This window comes from Streptomyces sp. NPDC002057 (genome assembly GCF_040296665.1).
Taxonomy (GTDB): Bacteria; Actinomycetota; Actinomycetes; order Streptomycetales; family Streptomycetaceae; genus Streptomyces.
In genome coordinates this window covers 113,278-129,699 of record NZ_JBEOXR010000005.1, presented here as the reverse complement: position 1 = coordinate 129,699, position 16,422 = coordinate 113,278, and the positions used below count along the sequence as shown (strand labels likewise).

At 72.4% G+C, this 16,422-nt stretch carries 13 protein-coding genes and 1 tRNA gene; 6 read left to right on the top strand and 8 right to left on the bottom strand.

Features of this window, described 5'->3' with window-relative positions:
• Window positions 1–78: 78 nt before the first annotated feature.
• Window positions 79–1,614 (bottom strand): MFS transporter, encoded by a 1,536-nt coding sequence (locus tag ABT129_RS06480; RefSeq protein ID WP_351897335.1) that lies wholly within the window; start codon window positions 1,612–1,614, stop codon window positions 79–81.
• 62 nt (window positions 1,615–1,676) lie between these two features.
• Here ABT129_RS06480 and ABT129_RS06475 point away from each other — a divergent pair, with 62 nt between their 5' ends.
• Complete coding sequence (locus ABT129_RS06475) at window positions 1,677–2,636, top strand: helix-turn-helix transcriptional regulator (protein ID WP_351897332.1); 960 nt, start codon at window positions 1,677–1,679, stop codon at window positions 2,634–2,636.
• A gap of 55 nt (window positions 2,637–2,691) precedes the next feature.
• Here the strand turns inward: ABT129_RS06475 and ABT129_RS06470 are convergent, their stop codons facing one another.
• Window positions 2,692–3,693 carry a sigma-70 family RNA polymerase sigma factor gene (locus tag ABT129_RS06470; RefSeq protein ID WP_351897330.1) on the bottom strand — a complete coding sequence of 334 codons (1,002 nt, stop codon included), beginning with the start codon at window positions 3,691–3,693 and terminating at the stop codon, window positions 2,692–2,694.
• A 446-nt stretch (window positions 3,694–4,139) separates the two neighbouring features.
• On the opposite strand from ABT129_RS06470, the gene ABT129_RS06465 reads away from it, so the two are divergent.
• Window positions 4,140–5,273, top strand: a complete 1,134-nt coding sequence (locus tag ABT129_RS06465; RefSeq protein WP_351897328.1) for a questin oxidase family protein — start codon at window positions 4,140–4,142, stop codon at window positions 5,271–5,273.
• 91 nt (window positions 5,274–5,364) lie between these two features.
• Here ABT129_RS06465 and ABT129_RS06460 read toward each other — a convergent pair whose 3' ends face one another.
• Window positions 5,365–6,153, bottom strand: a complete 789-nt coding sequence (locus tag ABT129_RS06460; protein ID WP_351897326.1) for a dioxygenase family protein — start codon at window positions 6,151–6,153, stop codon at window positions 5,365–5,367.
• Between the two features lie 129 nt (window positions 6,154–6,282).
• Between ABT129_RS06460 and ABT129_RS06455 the strand changes: the two genes are divergently transcribed.
• Window positions 6,283–6,771 carry a MarR family winged helix-turn-helix transcriptional regulator gene (locus tag ABT129_RS06455; protein ID WP_351897322.1) on the top strand — a complete coding sequence of 163 codons (489 nt, stop codon included), beginning with the start codon at window positions 6,283–6,285 and terminating at the stop codon, window positions 6,769–6,771.
• A 182-nt stretch (window positions 6,772–6,953) separates the two neighbouring features.
• Here ABT129_RS06455 and ABT129_RS06450 read toward each other — a convergent pair whose 3' ends face one another.
• Together ABT129_RS06450 and ABT129_RS06445 are read right to left on the bottom strand one after the other, a co-directional pair.
• Window positions 6,954–8,483 (bottom strand): MFS transporter, encoded by a 1,530-nt coding sequence (locus ABT129_RS06450; protein ID WP_351897320.1) that lies wholly within the window; start codon window positions 8,481–8,483, stop codon window positions 6,954–6,956.
• 224 nt (window positions 8,484–8,707) lie between these two features.
• Window positions 8,708–9,382 carry a TetR/AcrR family transcriptional regulator gene (locus ABT129_RS06445; protein WP_351897317.1) on the bottom strand — a complete coding sequence of 225 codons (675 nt, stop codon included), beginning with the start codon at window positions 9,380–9,382 and terminating at the stop codon, window positions 8,708–8,710.
• Between the two features lie 452 nt (window positions 9,383–9,834).
• Between ABT129_RS06445 and ABT129_RS06440 the strand changes: the two genes are divergently transcribed.
• Window positions 9,835–11,106, top strand: coding sequence for a M6 family metalloprotease domain-containing protein (locus ABT129_RS06440; RefSeq protein WP_351897315.1), 1,272 nt, complete (start codon window positions 9,835–9,837; stop codon window positions 11,104–11,106).
• On the opposite strand, the gene ABT129_RS06435 is transcribed toward ABT129_RS06440, so the two are convergent.
• On the bottom strand, window positions 11,093–12,712 hold the full coding sequence (locus ABT129_RS06435) for a class I adenylate-forming enzyme family protein (RefSeq protein ID WP_351897312.1): 1,620 nt from the start codon (window positions 12,710–12,712) through the stop codon (window positions 11,093–11,095). The genes ABT129_RS06440 and ABT129_RS06435 overlap by 14 nt on opposite strands.
• A gap of 525 nt (window positions 12,713–13,237) precedes the next feature.
• On the opposite strand from ABT129_RS06435, the gene ABT129_RS06430 reads away from it, so the two are divergent.
• Window positions 13,238–13,310: transfer RNA gene (locus ABT129_RS06430), tRNA-Arg, on the top strand.
• Window positions 13,311–13,611: 301 nt separating this feature from the next.
• On the opposite strand, the gene ABT129_RS06425 is transcribed toward ABT129_RS06430, so the two are convergent.
• Complete coding sequence (locus tag ABT129_RS06425) at window positions 13,612–13,905, bottom strand: hypothetical protein (RefSeq protein WP_351897310.1); 294 nt, start codon at window positions 13,903–13,905, stop codon at window positions 13,612–13,614.
• Window positions 13,906–14,046: 141 nt separating this feature from the next.
• On the opposite strand from ABT129_RS06425, the gene ABT129_RS06420 reads away from it, so the two are divergent.
• Window positions 14,047–14,484, top strand: a complete 438-nt coding sequence (locus ABT129_RS06420; RefSeq protein WP_351897309.1) for a hypothetical protein — start codon at window positions 14,047–14,049, stop codon at window positions 14,482–14,484.
• A 6-nt stretch (window positions 14,485–14,490) separates the two neighbouring features.
• Here ABT129_RS06420 and ABT129_RS06415 read toward each other — a convergent pair whose 3' ends face one another.
• Window positions 14,491–16,419: a DUF8823 domain-containing protein gene (locus tag ABT129_RS06415; RefSeq protein ID WP_351897307.1), complete on the bottom strand. Its 1,929-nt coding sequence runs from the start codon at window positions 16,417–16,419 to the stop codon at window positions 14,491–14,493.
• Window positions 16,420–16,422 lie beyond the last annotated feature (3 nt).

The window sequence follows — 16,422 nt, the reverse complement described above, 5'->3', positions numbered from 1 at the left end:
ACCCCCCGGACGTGTCCCGGGGGTGGGGCCCTGCCTGCCGCAGAGCTGCCGCAGGCCTGTCTCAGCCGCGTGGGCGGCTCAGTGCGAGAGCGCCGGCTCCTTCTCGATCACGACGCCGTCGTCGTCACCGCCACCCTCCAGGTGCTGCTTCGGCTTCGCCGGAAGCGCGAACATCACCAGGAAGATCACGGCGAGCACGCCCGCGACCCAGCCCATCGCGTTCTGGAAGGCGTCCGTGAACGCCGCCCCCGCCTCGGCCGGGGACTTCGGCGCGGGCTTGCCGTCGATCACGCCGAAGAAGACCACCGACACCAGGCCGAGCCCGAGCGCGTTGCCCATCTGCCCGGTCGTGTTGATCAGACCGGAGGCCGACCCCGCGTGCTCCTTCGGCACCTCCGAGAGGACCGCGTCCGTCAGCGGCGCCACGATCAGACCCATGCCGAGACCCATGACCACCAGCGGCGGGATCATCTGCCAGGACTCGATCCCGGACCCGTACCGCCCGGCCTCGAAGAGGTAGAGCAGCACGCCCGCGATCATCGTCAGCGCGCCCGCCTGGAGCACCTTCCGGCCGAAGCGCGGCACCAGCTTCTGCACCGAGAGACCGGCGGCCGTCGAGACCGCGATGGAGAACGGCACCCCGGTCAGGCCCGCCCGCAGCGGGCTCCAGCCGAGCCCGATCTGCATGTACAGCGTCCAGACCAGGAAGAAGATGCCCATCACGACGCCGAAGGTCAGCTGCACCGCGATGCCCGCCGCAAAGCTCTTCACCCTGAACAGCGACAGCTCGACGAGCGGCGAACCGTCCTTCGCCGTCTTGTACTTCTCGTACGCGATGAGCGCGGCGAACACGAGCACGCTGCCGGCCATCATCAGGTGGCCCCACAGCGGCCAGTCCAGCTCGCGGCCGCGCGTCAGCGGGTAGATCAGCATCAGCAGCGCGGCCGTCACCAGGAGCATGCCCACGATGTCGAGGCGGAGCGCCTTGGGCGCCTTCGACTCGGTGATGAACTTGCGTCCCAGCAGCAGGCCCGCGATGCCGACCGGCAGGTTGATCAGGAAGATCGGCCGCCACTCCAGGCCCGCGATGTTCCACTGCGTGAGCAGCGCGCCGAGCAGCGGGCCCGAGACCGCGCCGAGACCGATGATCGCGCCGAAGAGGCCGAAGACCTTGCCGCGCTCGTGCGCCGGGAAGGTGACGTGGATGATCGAGAGGACCTGCGGCACCATCATCGCGGCCGCCGCGCCCTGGAGGAGGCGGGAGGCGACCAGCATCTCCTGGTTGGCCGCGAAGCCGCAGAGCGCGGAGGCGACCGTGAAGCCCGCCGTGCCGAGGAGGAAGAGCCGCTTGCGGCCGTAGATGTCACCGAGGCGTCCGCCGGTGATCAGTCCGGCGGCGAACGCGAGCGCGTACCCGGCGGTGATCCACTGGATGGCCCCGAAGGAGGCGCCGAGGTCCCGCTCGATGCTGGGGATCGCGATGTTGACGATCGTCGCGTCGACCAGGTCCATGAAGGCGGCCGTCATGACGATGGCCAGGGCTATCCAGCGTCGCTTGTCGCTCGTGTCGGTGGGGGCCGCGTCCGTGGTGACGCCGGCGTCGTGTGCACTCATACGGAGAAGATAAAGGCCATCTAGGTCAAAAGATGGCCTAGATGGCCCGCATTCTGAAACGTATGACGGACACCCCGGTACGACTCCTGAACCTGCTCTCGCTCCTTCAGACCCCGCGCGAGTGGCCCGGAAGCGAACTCGCCGAACGGCTCTCGGTCTCCCCGCGCACCATCCGGCGGGACATCGACCGGCTCCGCGACCTCGGCTACCCCGTCGAAGCGACCCTCGGCGCGGTCGGCGGCTACCGCCTCGTCGCCGGCACGGCCATGCCGCCGCTCCTCCTCGACGACGAGGAGGCCGTCGCCATCGCCGTCGGCCTGCGCGCCGGGGCCGGGCACGCCATCGAGGGCGTGGAGGAGGCGTCCGTACGGGCCCTGGCCAAGCTGGAACAGGTCCTCCCGGCCCGCCTCCGGCACCGGGTCTCCACCCTCCAGAACGCGACGCTCCCCCTGACGCGGGGCGACGGCGCCACGGTCGCCCCCGCGACCCTGACCACCCTGGCGGGCACGGTGACGGGCCGGGAGAAACTGCGCTTCGGCTACCGGGCGGGCGACGGGGCCGAGACGAAACGCCTGGTCGAGCCCTACCGACTGGTCTCCACCGGCCACCGCTGGTACCTCGTGGCTTACGACCTGGAGCGCGACGACTGGCGCACCTTCCGGGTGGACCGGGTCAGCGACCCGCTCGCCACGGGAGCCCGCTTCACCCCGCGCGACCTGCCGGCCGGCGACGCCGCCCAGCTCCTCGCCCGCTCCATGTCCCGGACCCAGCCCGAACTCGACCTGGACGTCACCTTCGAGGCCCCCGCCGACTTCGTCACGGCCCGCCTCCCCTCCCACCTGGTCCCCACCCCGACGGGCCCGACCACCTGCCGGCTCCGCACCCGCTCGGCGGACTCCGTCGAATGGCTGGCCCTCCGCCTGGCCCTGGTGGACGCCCCCTTCACGATCCACGGCCCCGGCTCCCTCCACCAGTACGTGGAACACCTGGCGGGCCGCCTGGCCGCGTCGACACGGGGGTGAACGCGGAGAGGGGCCCGGGGACGGATACGTCCCCGGGCCCCTCTCTCCGGCCGCACTAGGCCACCGCGTCGAAGCCCGTGTCGTGGGCCATCTTCTTCAGTTCCAGAAGCGCGTGCTTCTCGATCTGGCGGATCCGCTCACGCGTGAGGCCGTGCTGCTTGCCGACCTCCGTCAGCGTCCGCTCGCGCCCGTCCTCGATCCCGTACCGCATCCGGATGATGGACGCCGTCCGGTGGTCGAGCTTGTCGATGAGGTCGTCGAGCTCCTCGCTGCGCAGCAGCGTGAGCACCGACTGCTCCGGCGAGACCGCCGACGTGTCCTCCAGGAGGTCGCCGAACTGCGTCTCGCCCTGGTCGTCCACCGACATGTTCAGCGAGACCGGGTCGCGCGCCCAGTCCAGCACGTCGACGACCCGCTCCGGCGTCGAACCGAGCTCCGTGGCGACCTCCGCGGGCTCGGGCTCCCGCCCGTTCTCCCGGTTGAACTCGCGCTGCACCCGCCTGATCCGACCGAGCTCCTCCACCAGGTGGACGGGGAGCCGGATCGTGCGGGACTGGTCGGCGATGGACCGGGTGATGGCCTGGCGGATCCACCACGTCGCGTACGTGGAGAACTTGAAGCCCTTCGCGTAGTCGAACTTCTCGACCGCGCGCACCAGGCCCGCGTTCCCTTCCTGGATCAGGTCGAGCAACGGAAGTCCGCTGCGCGGGTAGCGCCGGGCGACGGCCACGACGAGCCGCAGGTTGGACTTGATGAAGAGCTCTTTGGCCCGCTCGCCCGCGGCGACCAGCGCTTCGAGCTCCTCACGGGCGGCTCCGCCCGCCTCGCTCTCGATCTCCCCCTCGAGGATCTGCCGGGCGTAGACACCCGCCTCGATCGTCTGGGAGAGCTCGACCTCCTTGGCGGCGTCGAGCAGGGGTGTGCGCGCGATCTCGTCGAGGTACATGCCGACCAGGTCGCGGTCGGCGATCTCCCCGCCCACGGCGCGAACGCTGCTTGCCCGGCCGGCCCCGCTCTTGGCGGAGGTCTGACGACGGGCGACGGCACGGGTTGCCATGCGTGCTCCCTTGCTGAGTAGGTCGCGACACCCTTTCGGGTGCCCTGCATCCGACGGAAACAACGACTGGAATCAGGACAGAATTCCCACCCGGCACATGGATTTTCGCGATCATGCAGTATCCTGCGCGGCCGCCGCCCCTGGGGGCATGCCTTCGATATCCACGGAAGTGCAGGTCAGACCGGGCACGGAGGGTTTCCCGGCGCCGCTCGCGAGGCCCTCGACCACACTGTCGGTGAGACCGCGATCACACGCGCCGCCGTCTGTTCAGACGCCGGGACGGGCCGATGGGTTGCCCGCCCCTCCCGGGATGCCGAAGGAGAGGACCTCCGGCCCGGAAGGGCCCGCGCCTCCGGCCCCGGACGGGCCGTCCTCGCGGCCTCGGGCGGGAGGCCTAGGTCCCCAGCCCGTTACGCCCCCGCCCCTCCCCGCCCTAGCGTCGCCCCATGAGCGACGCACCCGGCACCGCCCTGTCCAGCACCGACGCACCCGGCGCCGCCCCGTCCGGCGCCGCCCCGCACCGCGCCGACGACGCCCCGCACCGCACGCCCGCACCCGGCGCCGACGCGTCCGGCACCCTCGACGAAGCCCTCGAACGCCTCCACACCACCGGCCCCGAGCGCGACGGCTGGCTCAGCAACCACGCCCCCATGGCCGTCGAGGCCCTGGTCCGCCACGGCCGCGCCCCGGCCGTGCACCGCTGGCTGGATCAGTACGCCCACAAGCTGGAGGAGCCGCCGCCCCCGTCCCGCCCGGTCACCGCCGGCGACTGGCACGAGGCGCTCGGCGACCCGGCCCGGACCACCGACTGGACCCGTTTCTTCGCGCGGGAGCTCGACGGCGCCGAGGCGCGCCCCTGGCGGGAGGTCCTCGCCGAGTGGTGGCCCCGGCTGCTCCCGGGCATCGCGGGAGGTGCCACGCACCCCGTGATCCGCACCGGTCACGCCGTACGGACCCTCCTGACGCCCGGGGAGGCCGGGACGGCGCCGCGCCGGGCCGAGCTGGCGCACGCCCTCGGCTACTGGGCAGCCCGCCACCGGCCCCTCCCGTCGCTGACCCCGCTGGCCGTGGCGCCGGACGCGGCCGCCGCCCTCGACGCCGTACCGCCGGTCCCGGAGCAGGACGGCGGGATCCGGGCCCGGCTCGCGCAGCTGACGGCCTTCCCCGACTGGGGCACGGCGCCGGACCCGGACACGGCTCGGGCGCTGCTCACCGACCTGGTGACGGCGGCGACGCACCGGTACGCGACCCACGGCCACGGCGAGCCGATCATGCTGGTGCACGCCGCGACCGCGCCGAACGCCGTGCTGCGCGCCCTGCCCGCGCTCCCCCGCGAGCTGTGGGCGCCGAGTCTGGCGGCGGCGTGGGCGGCGGCGGCCGCGGTGACCGCCGCGTACACACCGCCGGAGGCGGGCCCGTACGCGACGACCTCCCTCACCGCCGAGGAGGTCTTCGAACGGGCGGCGGCGCACGGGGACGACCACACGATCAAGTTCACGGACACGGCGCTCGACGTGGGCGACCCGCTCGCGCTGGCCGCCGCCGTCCGCTCCATCGAGCTGAACACCCCGGCGTTCTGATGCCGGCCCGGGCCGCGGGGCTCCGGGGCTGGGGGCTCCGGGGCCGCAGGGCTTCGGGGCTGCGGGGCCGCGGGCCCGCGAGGCCGCGGGCTCAGCCGAACTGGACCGACCGCTTGGCGAGACCCAGCCAGAACCCGTCGATCACCGACCGCTCCGCGTCGAGGTCCCCGGCCGCGTCCGCCGCGCCCATGGTGACGAAGAGCGGGGCGAAGTGCTCCGTACGCGGGTGGGCGAGGCGTCCGGCCGGCGACTTGTGCTCGAAGTCGAGCAGCGCGTCGACGTCGTGCGCGGCGAGGGCCTCGTACCCCCAGGCGTCGAACTCGGCGGACCAGCCCGGCACCCCGCCGCCGGTGTGGCGGAGGGCGGCGAGGTTGTGGGTGAAGAAGCCGCTGCCCACGATCAGGACGCCCTCGTCGCGGAGCGGCGCGAGCTTGCGCCCGATGTCCATGAGGCGGCGCGGGTCGAGGGTCGGCATGGAGATCTGGAGCACGGGGATGTCGGCGCCGGGGAACATCTCGACGAGCGGCACGTACGCGCCGTGGTCGAGACCCCGGTCGGGGATGTCCTGCACGGGCGTGCCGGGCGCGCGGAGCAGCTTGCGGACGGACTCGGCCAGCCGGGGCGCGCCGGGGGCCGCGTACTGGACGCGGTAGTAGTGCTCGGGGAAGCCCCAGAAGTCGTAGACCAGCGGGATCGTCTCGGTGGCGCCGAGGGCGAGCGGGGCCTCCTCCCAGTGGGCGGAGATCATGAGGATCGCCGTGGGGCGCGGGAGGTCGGCGGACCAGGCGGCGAGCTCGCCGGGCCAGACGGGGTCGTCGGCGAGCGGCGGGGCGCCGTGGGACAGGTAGAGGGCGGGCATCCGTTCGAGCGTGGTGTCCATGGCGACGGCCTCCGGCTTCCGGCGTTGGCGAGGGCGTGATTCTTGAAACTTCAAGTTCACTCCTGCGCAGGATAAGCCGACATAGTTCAACTTTCAAGAACGAGTCGTACGATGGGAACCATGGGAGACATGACCGAACCACGCTGGCTCAGCGACGAGGAGCAGCACGTCTGGCGCTCGTACCTGCACGCCACCACGCTCCTGGAGGATCACCTCGACCGCCAGTTGCAGCGCGACGCCGGGATGCCGCACATCTACTACGGCCTGCTCGTCCAGCTCTCCCAGGCACCCCGCCGGCGGCTGCGGATGACCGAGCTCGCCAAGAGCGCCAAGATCACCCGTTCCCGCCTCTCCCACGCGATCGCCCGGCTGGAGAAGAACGGCTGGGTCCGCCGCGAGAACTGCCCCTCCGACAAGCGCGGACAGTTCGCGCAGCTCACGGACGAGGGCATGGAGGTACTGCGCAGGACCGCGCCGGGCCATGTGACGGCCGTACGCCAGGCCCTCTTCGACCGGCTCGCGCCCGAGCAGGTCGAACAGCTCGGCGCGATCATGCGCGTCATGGCCGAGGGCCTCGAACCGGCGGACCCGGACGCGGACCTGCCCTGGCTCCGCTGAGCACGGGGCTCGCGGAACCAGGGCGGGTGACGGTCAGGGCGGGAACCGTGACGGGTGACGGCCGGAGTGGGGAATCGGGCCGGGTGACGGCCGCCAGGGTGGGGAACCGGGCTCGGGTGACGGCCGCCAGGGTGGGGAACCGTGACGGGTGACGGCCGCCAGGGTGGGGAACCGGGCTCGGGTCAGTGGGCGATGACCGGGACCTTCATCTCGTCGTCGGCGCCCGCGCCGGACCCGACGACGGCCCCGGTGTCCGGCTTCCCGGTGTTGATCAGGACGAAGGCGATCGCGGCCGAGGCGACCAGGATGCCCACGGCCCACCAGATGGCCGCGGTGTAGCCCTCGACCATGCCCTGGAGCTGGAGCAGCTTCTGGGCGGCCGGGGTGGTCGCGCCCGCCGCGTTGTCCGTCAGGTACGCGGTGGTCGCCGAGGCGGCGATCGTGTTCAGCAGGGCCGTACCGATGGCGCCGCCGACCTGCTGCGAGGTGTTGACCATCGCGGAGGCCACACCGGCGTCACGCGGGTCCACGCCGAGCGTCGCGAGCGACATCGCCGGCATGAAGGCCGTACCCATGCCCAGGCCGAGCAGCAGCTGCGCGGGCAGGATCAGACCGGCGTACGAGGTGCCGATCTCCAGCTGGGTGAGGAGCAGCATGCCGAGGCCGGCGGTCAGGAAGCCGGGGGCCATGAGCAGGCGCGGCGGGACGCGGGTCATCAGCCGCGTGCCGATCTGCGTCGATCCGATGATCATGCCCGCGATCATCGGGAGGAACGCGAAGCCCGTCATGACCGGCGAGTAGCCCTTCACGACCTGGAGGTAGTAGGTCAGGAAGAGGAAGAGGCCGAACATCGAGATGACGGCGAGACCCAGGGACAGGTAGACACCGCCGCGGTTGCGGTCGGTCAGGACGCGCAGCGGGAGCAGCGGGGACTTCACCCTCGCCTCGGTGAGCACGAAGGCGAGGAGCAGGACGGCCGAGCCGACGAAGAGGCCGATGGTGCCGGTGTCGCTCCAGCCCTCGGACTCGGCGCGGGTGAAGCCGTACACGAGCGCGACCAGGCCCAGGGTGGACAGGATGACGCCGGGGATGTCGAGCGTGGAGCGGTTGCGGCCGCCCGCGGGCTCGCGGATGACCAGGTACGCGCCGACGGCGGCGACCACGGCGAACGGGATGTTGACGAAGAAGGTCCAGCGCCAGTTCAGGTACTCGGTGAGGAATCCGCCGAGGATCAGACCCACGGCGCCGCCACCACCGGCGATCGCGCCGTAGATGCCGAAGGCCTTGGCGCGCTCCTTGCCGTCGGTGAAGGTCACGGCGAGCAGCGAGAGCGCGGCGGGCGCGAGGAGCGCGCCGAAGGCGCCCTGGAGCGCGCGGGCACCGAGCATCATCGCCTCGCCGGTCGCGGCCCCGCCGAGTGCGGAGGCGAGGGCGAAGCCGATCAGGCCGACGACGAAGGTGCGCTTACGGCCCCACAGGTCGGCGATGCGGCCGCCGAAGAGGAGCAGACCGCCGAAGGCGAGGGCGTAGGCGGTGATGACCCACTGCCGGTTGCCGTCCGAGATGCCGAGGTCCTGCTGCGCGGAGGGCAGGGCGATGTTCACGATCGTCGCGTCGAGCACGACCATCAGCTGGGCGAGGGCGATGAAGACGAGCGCTTTCCAGCGGCCGGGGTCGGCTTGGGTCACGGTGTCGTCGGGGATTTTCGGCATGGGGGTAGCCACCTCTTGGCGCGTACTGGTGAAAAAGGACGTAAAAGCGATGGGGGTCGTGCGGGGCGTACAGGTCACGCGGGTCGTACAGGTCACGCGGGTCGTGCGGGTCGTAAAGGTCACGCGGGTCATGCGGGTCGCACGGGTCACACAGATCGTGCGGGTCAGGCGGGTCGCACGGGTCGTCCGACGGGTTCAGCCGGACGGGCGGCCCCGACCGGCGGTCACGGCGTGCGCGGCGAGCAGGAGTCGCGCCTCAGGTCCTCCAGGGTCGCGGCCGTCCCGGGCAGCTCGGAGCGCGCGGGCGCCTCCAGGCCGTCGAGGAACAGTTGCAGGTGACGGTGGACGAACTGGTCGAAGTTGGCGCCGCAGGCCGTACCCGGCAGGGGGCGGGTCAGCTGGGACACCGCCACCATCAGGTCTCCGACGCCGACGTCGGAGCGGAGCCGGCCGGCCCGCTGGGCGCGGTCGACGAGCGACTGGACGGCTTCCTCCAGGCGTTCGCGTTCGGCCGTCAGGTCGGGGTGGTCCTTGTCGAAGGCCCCGTCGAGCATCGGGCACAGGGCGCCGATGCGTTCGTCGGCGGCGGCGTGGGTGAAGCGCCGGAGGGCGGCGAAGGTGTCGTCCTCCTCCGTGGCCCGCTCGGCGAGCTCGGTGACGCGGGCCATGATCGAGAGCACGACCTCGCGGACGAGGTCGTTGCGCTCGGGGAAGTTCCGGTAGAGCGTGGCGTTCCCGACGCCGGCCCGGCGCGCGACCTCGTCGTACGGCACCTGGGGGCCGAACTCGACGAACATCTCGCGGGCGGTCGTCACGATCCGCTCGCGGTTGCGCAGGGCGTCGGCGCGCGGTCGGGGTACGCGGCGGGCGGGCGCGGTGTCGGCGACGTCGCTGGTCACGCCGCGGCCTCCTCACTTCACTCGTCACTCGGGGTCTCCGGCTCTTCCGCCGGACCCTTCGGTTCCGGGGACGGACTCCCCACTTCGCTGAACACAGTCATAAACGGGGACCGAGTCCCCGGTTATTTCCCGCCACACATGTGACCTGGGTCACATGTCGGGTGCCGGCCGGAATACCCACGATCGGGCCACCCGGCGCGCGCGCCGCAACCTCTCGTCACAGGCTGATCGCACAGCGCGGTCGCCCGCGGACCCATGGGGTCACGGGCGGCCGCACGCCGGGACGGACGCGACCCGCGTGGGCCCGCGCCGGGACGGACGGGGCCACGCGGGCCCCTGCCCGAACGGATGCGGCTCACGCGGACCCCTGCCGGAACGGATGCGGCCCCCACGGACCCGCGCTGACCGGAAGGGGTCGTTCCGCCGACCTGCCCCCTCGGAGAGGCGACCGTATGCAGCACCCCCGCCGACGGATACGCAGACCCGTCGCCCTGGCCGCGACCACGGCGCTCTCCCTCACGCTGCTCGCCTCCGCGAGCTCCACCCTGCCCGGCCCCGCCCCCGCCTCGGCCGGCCCGGTGGCCGCCGCGCCCGGCGGAGCCCAGCTGGGGCCGTGCCGCATCGCGACCACGATGGGCGTGCAGATGTCGGAGGGGCTGCCCACCGCCCCCGGATACGTGCGCTCCACGGGCCAGGTCAGGGCCCTCAACCTGATGATCGACTTCCCGGACGCCACCGGCGACGGCACGGCGATGAGCCGCTTCCGCGAGTTCTTCCCGCAGACCGCCGAGTGGTTCCGCACCAGCTCGTACGGGCGCCTGCACTACCGCGCCGAGGCCCCGATACCCGACTGGCTGCGGATGCCCAAGGCGTTCTCCGCGTACGGGATCGAGCGCGGCTCACCGTACGAACCGGGCTACCGCTCCCTCGTCGAGGACATCGTGAAGGCGGCCGACCCGAAGGTGGACTTCAGCGCGTACGACCTGGTCAACGTCCTCGTCACACCGAACGCCGGGCCCTCGGCCCTCGACACCGTCCTGTCCGTGACCTTCTCCGGCAACGACGACGCCCCCTACGCGGACGGCGTGCCGCTCGCCAACACGTCCTTCGTCTACAGCCGCCAGGACGACGGCTCCGGCAGCTTCGCCGAGACCGGCTACCGCGTCCTGCCGCACGAGAACGGGCACGTCTTCGGGCTGCCCGACCTGTACACCTCGGACGGCGGCGGGACCGTCGGGCACTGGGACATCATGTCCGAGGACTGGGGGGCCAACAACGACCTGCTCGGCTGGCACAAGTGGAAACTGGGCTGGCTCGACAACGACCAGGTCGGCTGCGCGTCCGACCCCGGCACCGGCGACTACACCCTCACCCCGCTGGCCGTCCCGGGCGGCCCCAAGCTCGCCTTCGTCCCGCTCTCCGACACCTCCGGGTACGCGGTCGAGGTCCGCAGCAAGGACGGCAACGACGAGGCGGTCTGCGAACAGGGCGTCCTCGTCTACCGGGTGGAGTCCGACGTGGACACCGGCCACGGCCCGGTGACCGTGTCCGACAGCGAGCACGCGAGCGGCGGCTGCACGCGCCGCGCGAACGTCCACGCGGAGCTGTCGGACGCCCCCTACCGCCCCGGCGAGACCTTCACGGACCGCGCCAACGGCATAAGGATCACCGTCCTGGACGAGGACGAGAACGGCACCTACCGGGTCCGGATCACCCGCCCGTGACCAGGCTGCCCCTCAGCTCGCGCTTGAGGAGCTTCCCGGTCGGGTTCCGGGGCAGCTCCTCCTCCCGTACGAGGACCCGGGCGGGCACCTTGAAGGCGGCGAGGCGCGCGCCCACGTGCGCGCGCAGCTCCTCGACCCCGACGGCGGCGCCGGGCCGCAGCCGGACGACGGCCGCGACCTCCTCCCCGAGGAGGGGATGCGGGACGCCGAGCACGGCGGCGTCGACGACGTCGGGGTGCTCGTGCAGGACGCCCTCGACCTCGACGCAGTAGACGTTCTCGCCGCCGCGGATCACCATGTCGGTGAGCCGGTCGACGACGAAGACCCGCCCCTCAGCGTCCACGCGCCCGAGGTCCCCGGTCCGGAACCACCCGCCGTCGGCGAACGCCGCGCGGGTCGCCGGCTCGTCCCCCCAGTACCCCCGGATCAGCGACTGCCCGCGCAGCCACAGCTCCCCCACACCCTCCGCGTCGGGCCGGTCGACCCGCACCTCGGTGACGGGCGAGGGCCGGCCGACGCTCCCGGGATGGGCGCGGTACTCGGCGCCGACGTTCGACAGGACCCCGCCGCAGGTCTCGGTGAGCCCGTAGCCGTTCCGGGGCTCGACGCGCTCCCCGTACCCGGCGGAGATCCCGTCGACGATGCCCGGCGGGGCGGCGGCGCCCCCGGTGCTGAGCAGGGTGAGGCTCTCCAGCCGGTCGCCGGTCGCCCGGGCGAGGTCGAGGAGCTGGAGCGCGGTGGTCGGCACCCCGGCGTAGTGCGTGACGCGATGCTCGCGGATCAGCTCCAGGGCCCGGCCCGCGTCCCACTTCCGCATCATCACCAGCGTCCCGCCGGCCGCCATGACCCCGTAGAACGACGTGAACGCGGCCACGTGGAAGAAGGGGAAGGTGGTCAGCGAGACGGGTGCGGGCCCCGTCCCGGGCACGTCACCGCGCGCGAGGGCCGCGGCGGCGGCGAAGTACCGGGGGTTCATGGCCGCCCCGGCCTGCGCGAGATGGGTGGCGACGGCGCCCTTGGGCCGCCCGGTGGTGCCGGAGGTGTAGACGACGGTGGCGTCGTGCTCGGGCAGGACGTCGACGGGCGGCGGCCCGAGGAACGGATCGGTGTCGGGCACGTACGCCCGGAAGCCCGAGGGAAGCGGCCCTTCCGGCTCGAAGACGATCCCGGGCACCCGGTTCCGCCCGGCCCACTCCTCGGCCCGCCCGACCCGCTCCCCGTCGACGAGCAGCACGCCCGGGGCACAGTCGTCGAGCGCGTACGCGAACTCGTCCTCGGTCCACCAGGCGTTGAGGGGTACGGCGACGAGCCCGGCGAGCTGGGCGGCCCAGAAGGCGATCTGCCACTCGGGCAGGTTCCGCATGGCGACGACGACACGGTCGCCCGGGCGCAGCCCGCACTCCCCGAGAAGCCGCCGGGCGAGCCCACAGGAGGCGTCGAAGAACTCCCGATACGTCAGAACCCGCCCCTCGGCCACGAGGAAGACCTGGTCCCCGTACCCCCAGACGACCTCGACGAACTCGCGCAGGGTCCGCGGCCCGGAGGCGTAGACCCCCTCGCTCACCTCGAAGGGCGCCCCGACAGCGGTCAGCCGCGCTTCCACCACGAGCCCTCCTCGACACCTGCTCCACCGGCCCGGCGACGCTATGCGCCCCGCGCGAACAGGGTCAACCCCGCACCGGGACGCGCCGCAGCCGGCACAGGCCCCCGGAGACCACGGCACCGAAGCGGGCGAGCGGCGGCACAACGGCGAGCGCCGGATTCACATGACCGGGGACGAGAACGCCGCCCCCCGGACCGCGTCGTACCGCCGCAGGGTGCCGGGCGCGAACCGAGACCCCAGACAAACGACAAGCCCCACCAGGACAGCCGCACCGACGAAGAGCCCCACGACGAGCACTCCGGGTTCGTGCCCCCGCCAGGGACCGGCAGCCAAGCCCACGTCAGCCCCCCTCAGGTCCTCACGAGGACCGTGGCCCACCGCCCACCCACAGGAAAGACCACACCCACCCCACCAAAGATCACGCACCCCACGGAACACAACGCGGCCAGACCCTGTCCCCCGTACACCGACCACACCACCCGCTACACTGACGGCGGCGAAGCGACCCCACGGGCCGCTCCCCACCCGGCCTTCGTAGCTCAGGGGATAGAGCACCGCTCTCCTAAAGCGGGTGTCGCAGGTTCGAATCCTGCCGGGGGCACAGGGACATGGGCCACACCTGAACGTTGGGGTGTGGCCCATCGACGTCAACGGCCGGCCTCGCACCCGTACGTCTCACGCGCGGGAGTCGCTTCCTGTGGTCAGGAAGGCTCTCGTCGCGGCGCTGCTCGATGAGGACGCCCAACGTGGCGCACCTCAGGTCGTCGACGCGTTCGCCCGGCGTATGTCTGAGGACCCGGGCGGGCTTCCCTTCTGACCGCCACACCAGCGTCAGAAGGGCTCACCACAAGCGCGAAGGCCGCGCCTGAAGGTTCAGGTGCGGCCCTCGGTGGTTCTGGGGTTCATCGCACCACGACGTTGTGGGCCGGGATGATCGTGGGCTGGAGGTCGGGGTGGCCCAGGGCGGTCAGGATGGGGGCGAAGGTCTTCGCGTGGGTCTCCAGGGCTTCCGCGCTTTCCCAGACCTCGGTCACGCGGAATCCTCCGTCGATCGGGCCCGCCGCGTGGGAGACGAGGCCGGGGTTCGGCAGGTCCGCGAACCGGGTGAAGCCGCGTCCGGCGGTCACGCGCTCGATGACCGTGTCGTAGAGCTCCTGTCCGGCGCCCGGGAGGTCGAAGGTGACGATGATGGCCATGCGGATGCCCCTGTCTCGGTCCGCCGCGCGGCCGCGGCAGTGCCCGCGAGCATAGCGGTAGGTAAGTGGACGGGTTCGGAGAGTGATTGTGAGGAGATCGCGGGCCTTGTTGAGGGGGCAGGGAGTCGGTAGTTTCGCGGTGTGGAACCACTGCCGTTCGTCGACGAGCACTCCGTCGTCGTCGGCGTGCGCGGTGAGGTGTTGTGGCCTCGGCTTCTGCTCGGGGTCGAGCGGGCGCTCTCGGGGGCCTTCGGCGCCTGGTACGTGCGGCGCGTGCGCGGGGTGCCCCGTGGGCATGCCGGGGTCCGGCCGCTTGCCGAGGGTTCGGAGTATCCCGGGTTCCGGGTCGTCCGGGTGCTGCCCGGGCGGGAGCTGGCCCTGGAGGGCCGCCACCGGTTCTCCACGTACAGCCTCGTGTTCCGGATCCAGGAGCTGACGGACGGGCGCTGCCGGCTGCGCGCCGAGACCCGGGCCGTCTTTCCCGGCGCGGCCGGGTGGGTCTACCGGCTCCTCGTCATCCGCAGCGGCGGCCACGCCCTCGGGATGCGCCGGATGCTCGACGGGTACCGCAGGCCGTAGCCCGCGTCAGCGCAGTTCCTCCGGGCAGGCCGTGCCCCTGGAGAGCTTGTACGGGGCCGCCAGGCGGTAGACGCCGGGCTTCGGGGCGATCAGTTCCGTCCACTCGTCGCCCTCCACGTCCGCCTCCGTCTTGAAGAGGCAGCCGTGCTCGTTGGCGAAGACCTTCGGGATCTCGGTGTCCGACTCCTCGCGGGCCAGCTTCGAGGCCTCGGTCTCCTGCGGGGGTTCGACCTTGGCGCCGTTCTCGTCGATGAGCGCCAGCCACGGCGAGTACGGGACCCGGATGAGGACCCGGCCGGGGGTGCCGACGCGGATCACGACCTCGTTCTCCTCCGCGCTCCGCACCTCGGCCGGCGGGTCGGCGAGCGGGGTCGGGTTCTCGACCTCGTACAGGCGCCAGTTCTCGTCCGACCAGACCTGGTTCAGGTACGGCAGGCCCTCGCCGACCAGTTCCGCCTCCTGCTCGGCGCCCGAATCGGGGGCCCCGGTGGGCAGCACCACGTAGTGGACGGCCCAGCGGTGGAGCCAGTCCTCGTAGTTCACCGCGTTCAGGGTGTCGTCGTAGAAGAGCGGGTTGCGCTCCATGTCCGCCTGGCGGTTCCAGCCCCGCGCCAGGTTGATGTACGGGCTGAGCGCCGAGGACTCGCGGTGGCTGGACGCCGGGACGACCTCCACCCGCGCCTTGCCCGCGTCCCGTACCTGGAGCTGGTTGATCAGCGGCGCGAGCTCGCGCGCCCAGGAGGCGTCGGGGGCGGTGCGGATCACGTCGTCGACGCCCTTGAAGCCGATCCAGAAGTTCAGGCCGGCGAAGGCGAGCAGCAGCGCGTACCAACGGCGTGAACGCGGCGCCGTGTACGGCAGGGCCGCGAGCAGCACGACGCCCGCGAAGAGCATCGGGAGCCGCGAGATGTTCGAGCCGATCTGCGAGTCGATCAGCCAGGTGAGCAGCGTGCCGACCGTGTACACGGCGGCGGCCGTGCGGACCGTCCGCCAGTCCCTCGGGACCAGCACGAAGACCAGGGCGCCGAACAGCAGCGGCAGCGCGGTCGAGCCGAACGCCATCGGCTGCGTGCCCGAGAAGGGGAAGAGCCAGGAGGAGAGGGCGACCACGAGCACCGGGGCGAGACCGAGGGCGTACGCGCCCGGGCGCCGGCGGTTCAGGAACAGCGCCGCCGCCGCGACCCCCAGGAAGAGCCCCGCGACCGGGCTGCACGCCGTCGCCAGACCGGCGAGCGGCGCGGCCACCGCGGCCTTCGCCCAGCGCTTGCGGCGCCAGCGGTGCGGCCAGCAGAACACGGCCGCCACCGCGCCGACCGCGAACATCATGCCGAGGCCGAAGGTCACCCGCCCCGACAGGGCGTTGCACAGGAACGCGAAGACGCCCGCGACCGAGCAGGCCAGCGGATTGCGGACCGCCCGCACCCGCACCAGGATCAGCGCGGTCAGCGCGGCCGACAGGGTCCCGGCGATCATCATCGTGCTGCGCACGCCGAGCAGCGACATCAGGTACGGCGACACGACGCTGTACGAGACCGGGTGCATCCCGCCGTACCAGGCGAGGTTGTACGCGGAGTCAGGGTGCCGGCCGACGAACTCGGCCCACGCGTCCTGCGCGGCCAGGTCCCCGCCGCTGTTGGCGAAGAAGAAGAACCACAGGATGTGGGTGACCGCCGCGAGGCCCGTGGCCGCCATGACCGTGTAGCGGCGCTTCCGCCGCGGAGTCTGTCTCCGGGCCGGGGCCTGGGCGGGAGGCGCCGGGGCCGGCCGCTGCGCCGGTAGCACTATTCGCGAAGGGGAAGAGGCTTCCCCGTTCCCCGAGTCGGAGTCCAGGGGGGAAGGAGCGCCGGAAGGGCTGCCGGAAGGGGCGTCGGAAGCCGTGCCGGAGTCAGGGTCGGAGTCCGCGCGGTCGGCGCGTTTCGGCTCGGCGGTGGTCACTGC

Coding starts and splice junctions, on each gene's coding strand:
- ABT129_RS06450 (WP_351897320.1), bottom strand. CDS start 8,483: ATGCCGAAAATCCCCGACGACACCGTGACCCAAGCCGACCCCGGCCGC.
- ABT129_RS06470 (WP_351897330.1), bottom strand. CDS start 3,693: ATGGCAACCCGTGCCGTCGCCCGTCGTCAGACCTCCGCCAAGAGCGGG.
- ABT129_RS06455 (WP_351897322.1), top strand. CDS start 6,283: ATGACCGAACCACGCTGGCTCAGCGACGAGGAGCAGCACGTCTGGCGC.
- ABT129_RS06440 (WP_351897315.1), top strand. CDS start 9,835: ATGCAGCACCCCCGCCGACGGATACGCAGACCCGTCGCCCTGGCCGCG.
- ABT129_RS06475 (WP_351897332.1), top strand. CDS start 1,677: ATGACGGACACCCCGGTACGACTCCTGAACCTGCTCTCGCTCCTTCAG.
- ABT129_RS06460 (WP_351897326.1), bottom strand. CDS start 6,153: ATGGACACCACGCTCGAACGGATGCCCGCCCTCTACCTGTCCCACGGC.
- ABT129_RS06480 (WP_351897335.1), bottom strand. CDS start 1,614: ATGAGTGCACACGACGCCGGCGTCACCACGGACGCGGCCCCCACCGAC.
- ABT129_RS06465 (WP_351897328.1), top strand. CDS start 4,140: ATGAGCGACGCACCCGGCACCGCCCTGTCCAGCACCGACGCACCCGGC.
- ABT129_RS06425 (WP_351897310.1), bottom strand. CDS start 13,905: ATGGCCATCATCGTCACCTTCGACCTCCCGGGCGCCGGACAGGAGCTC.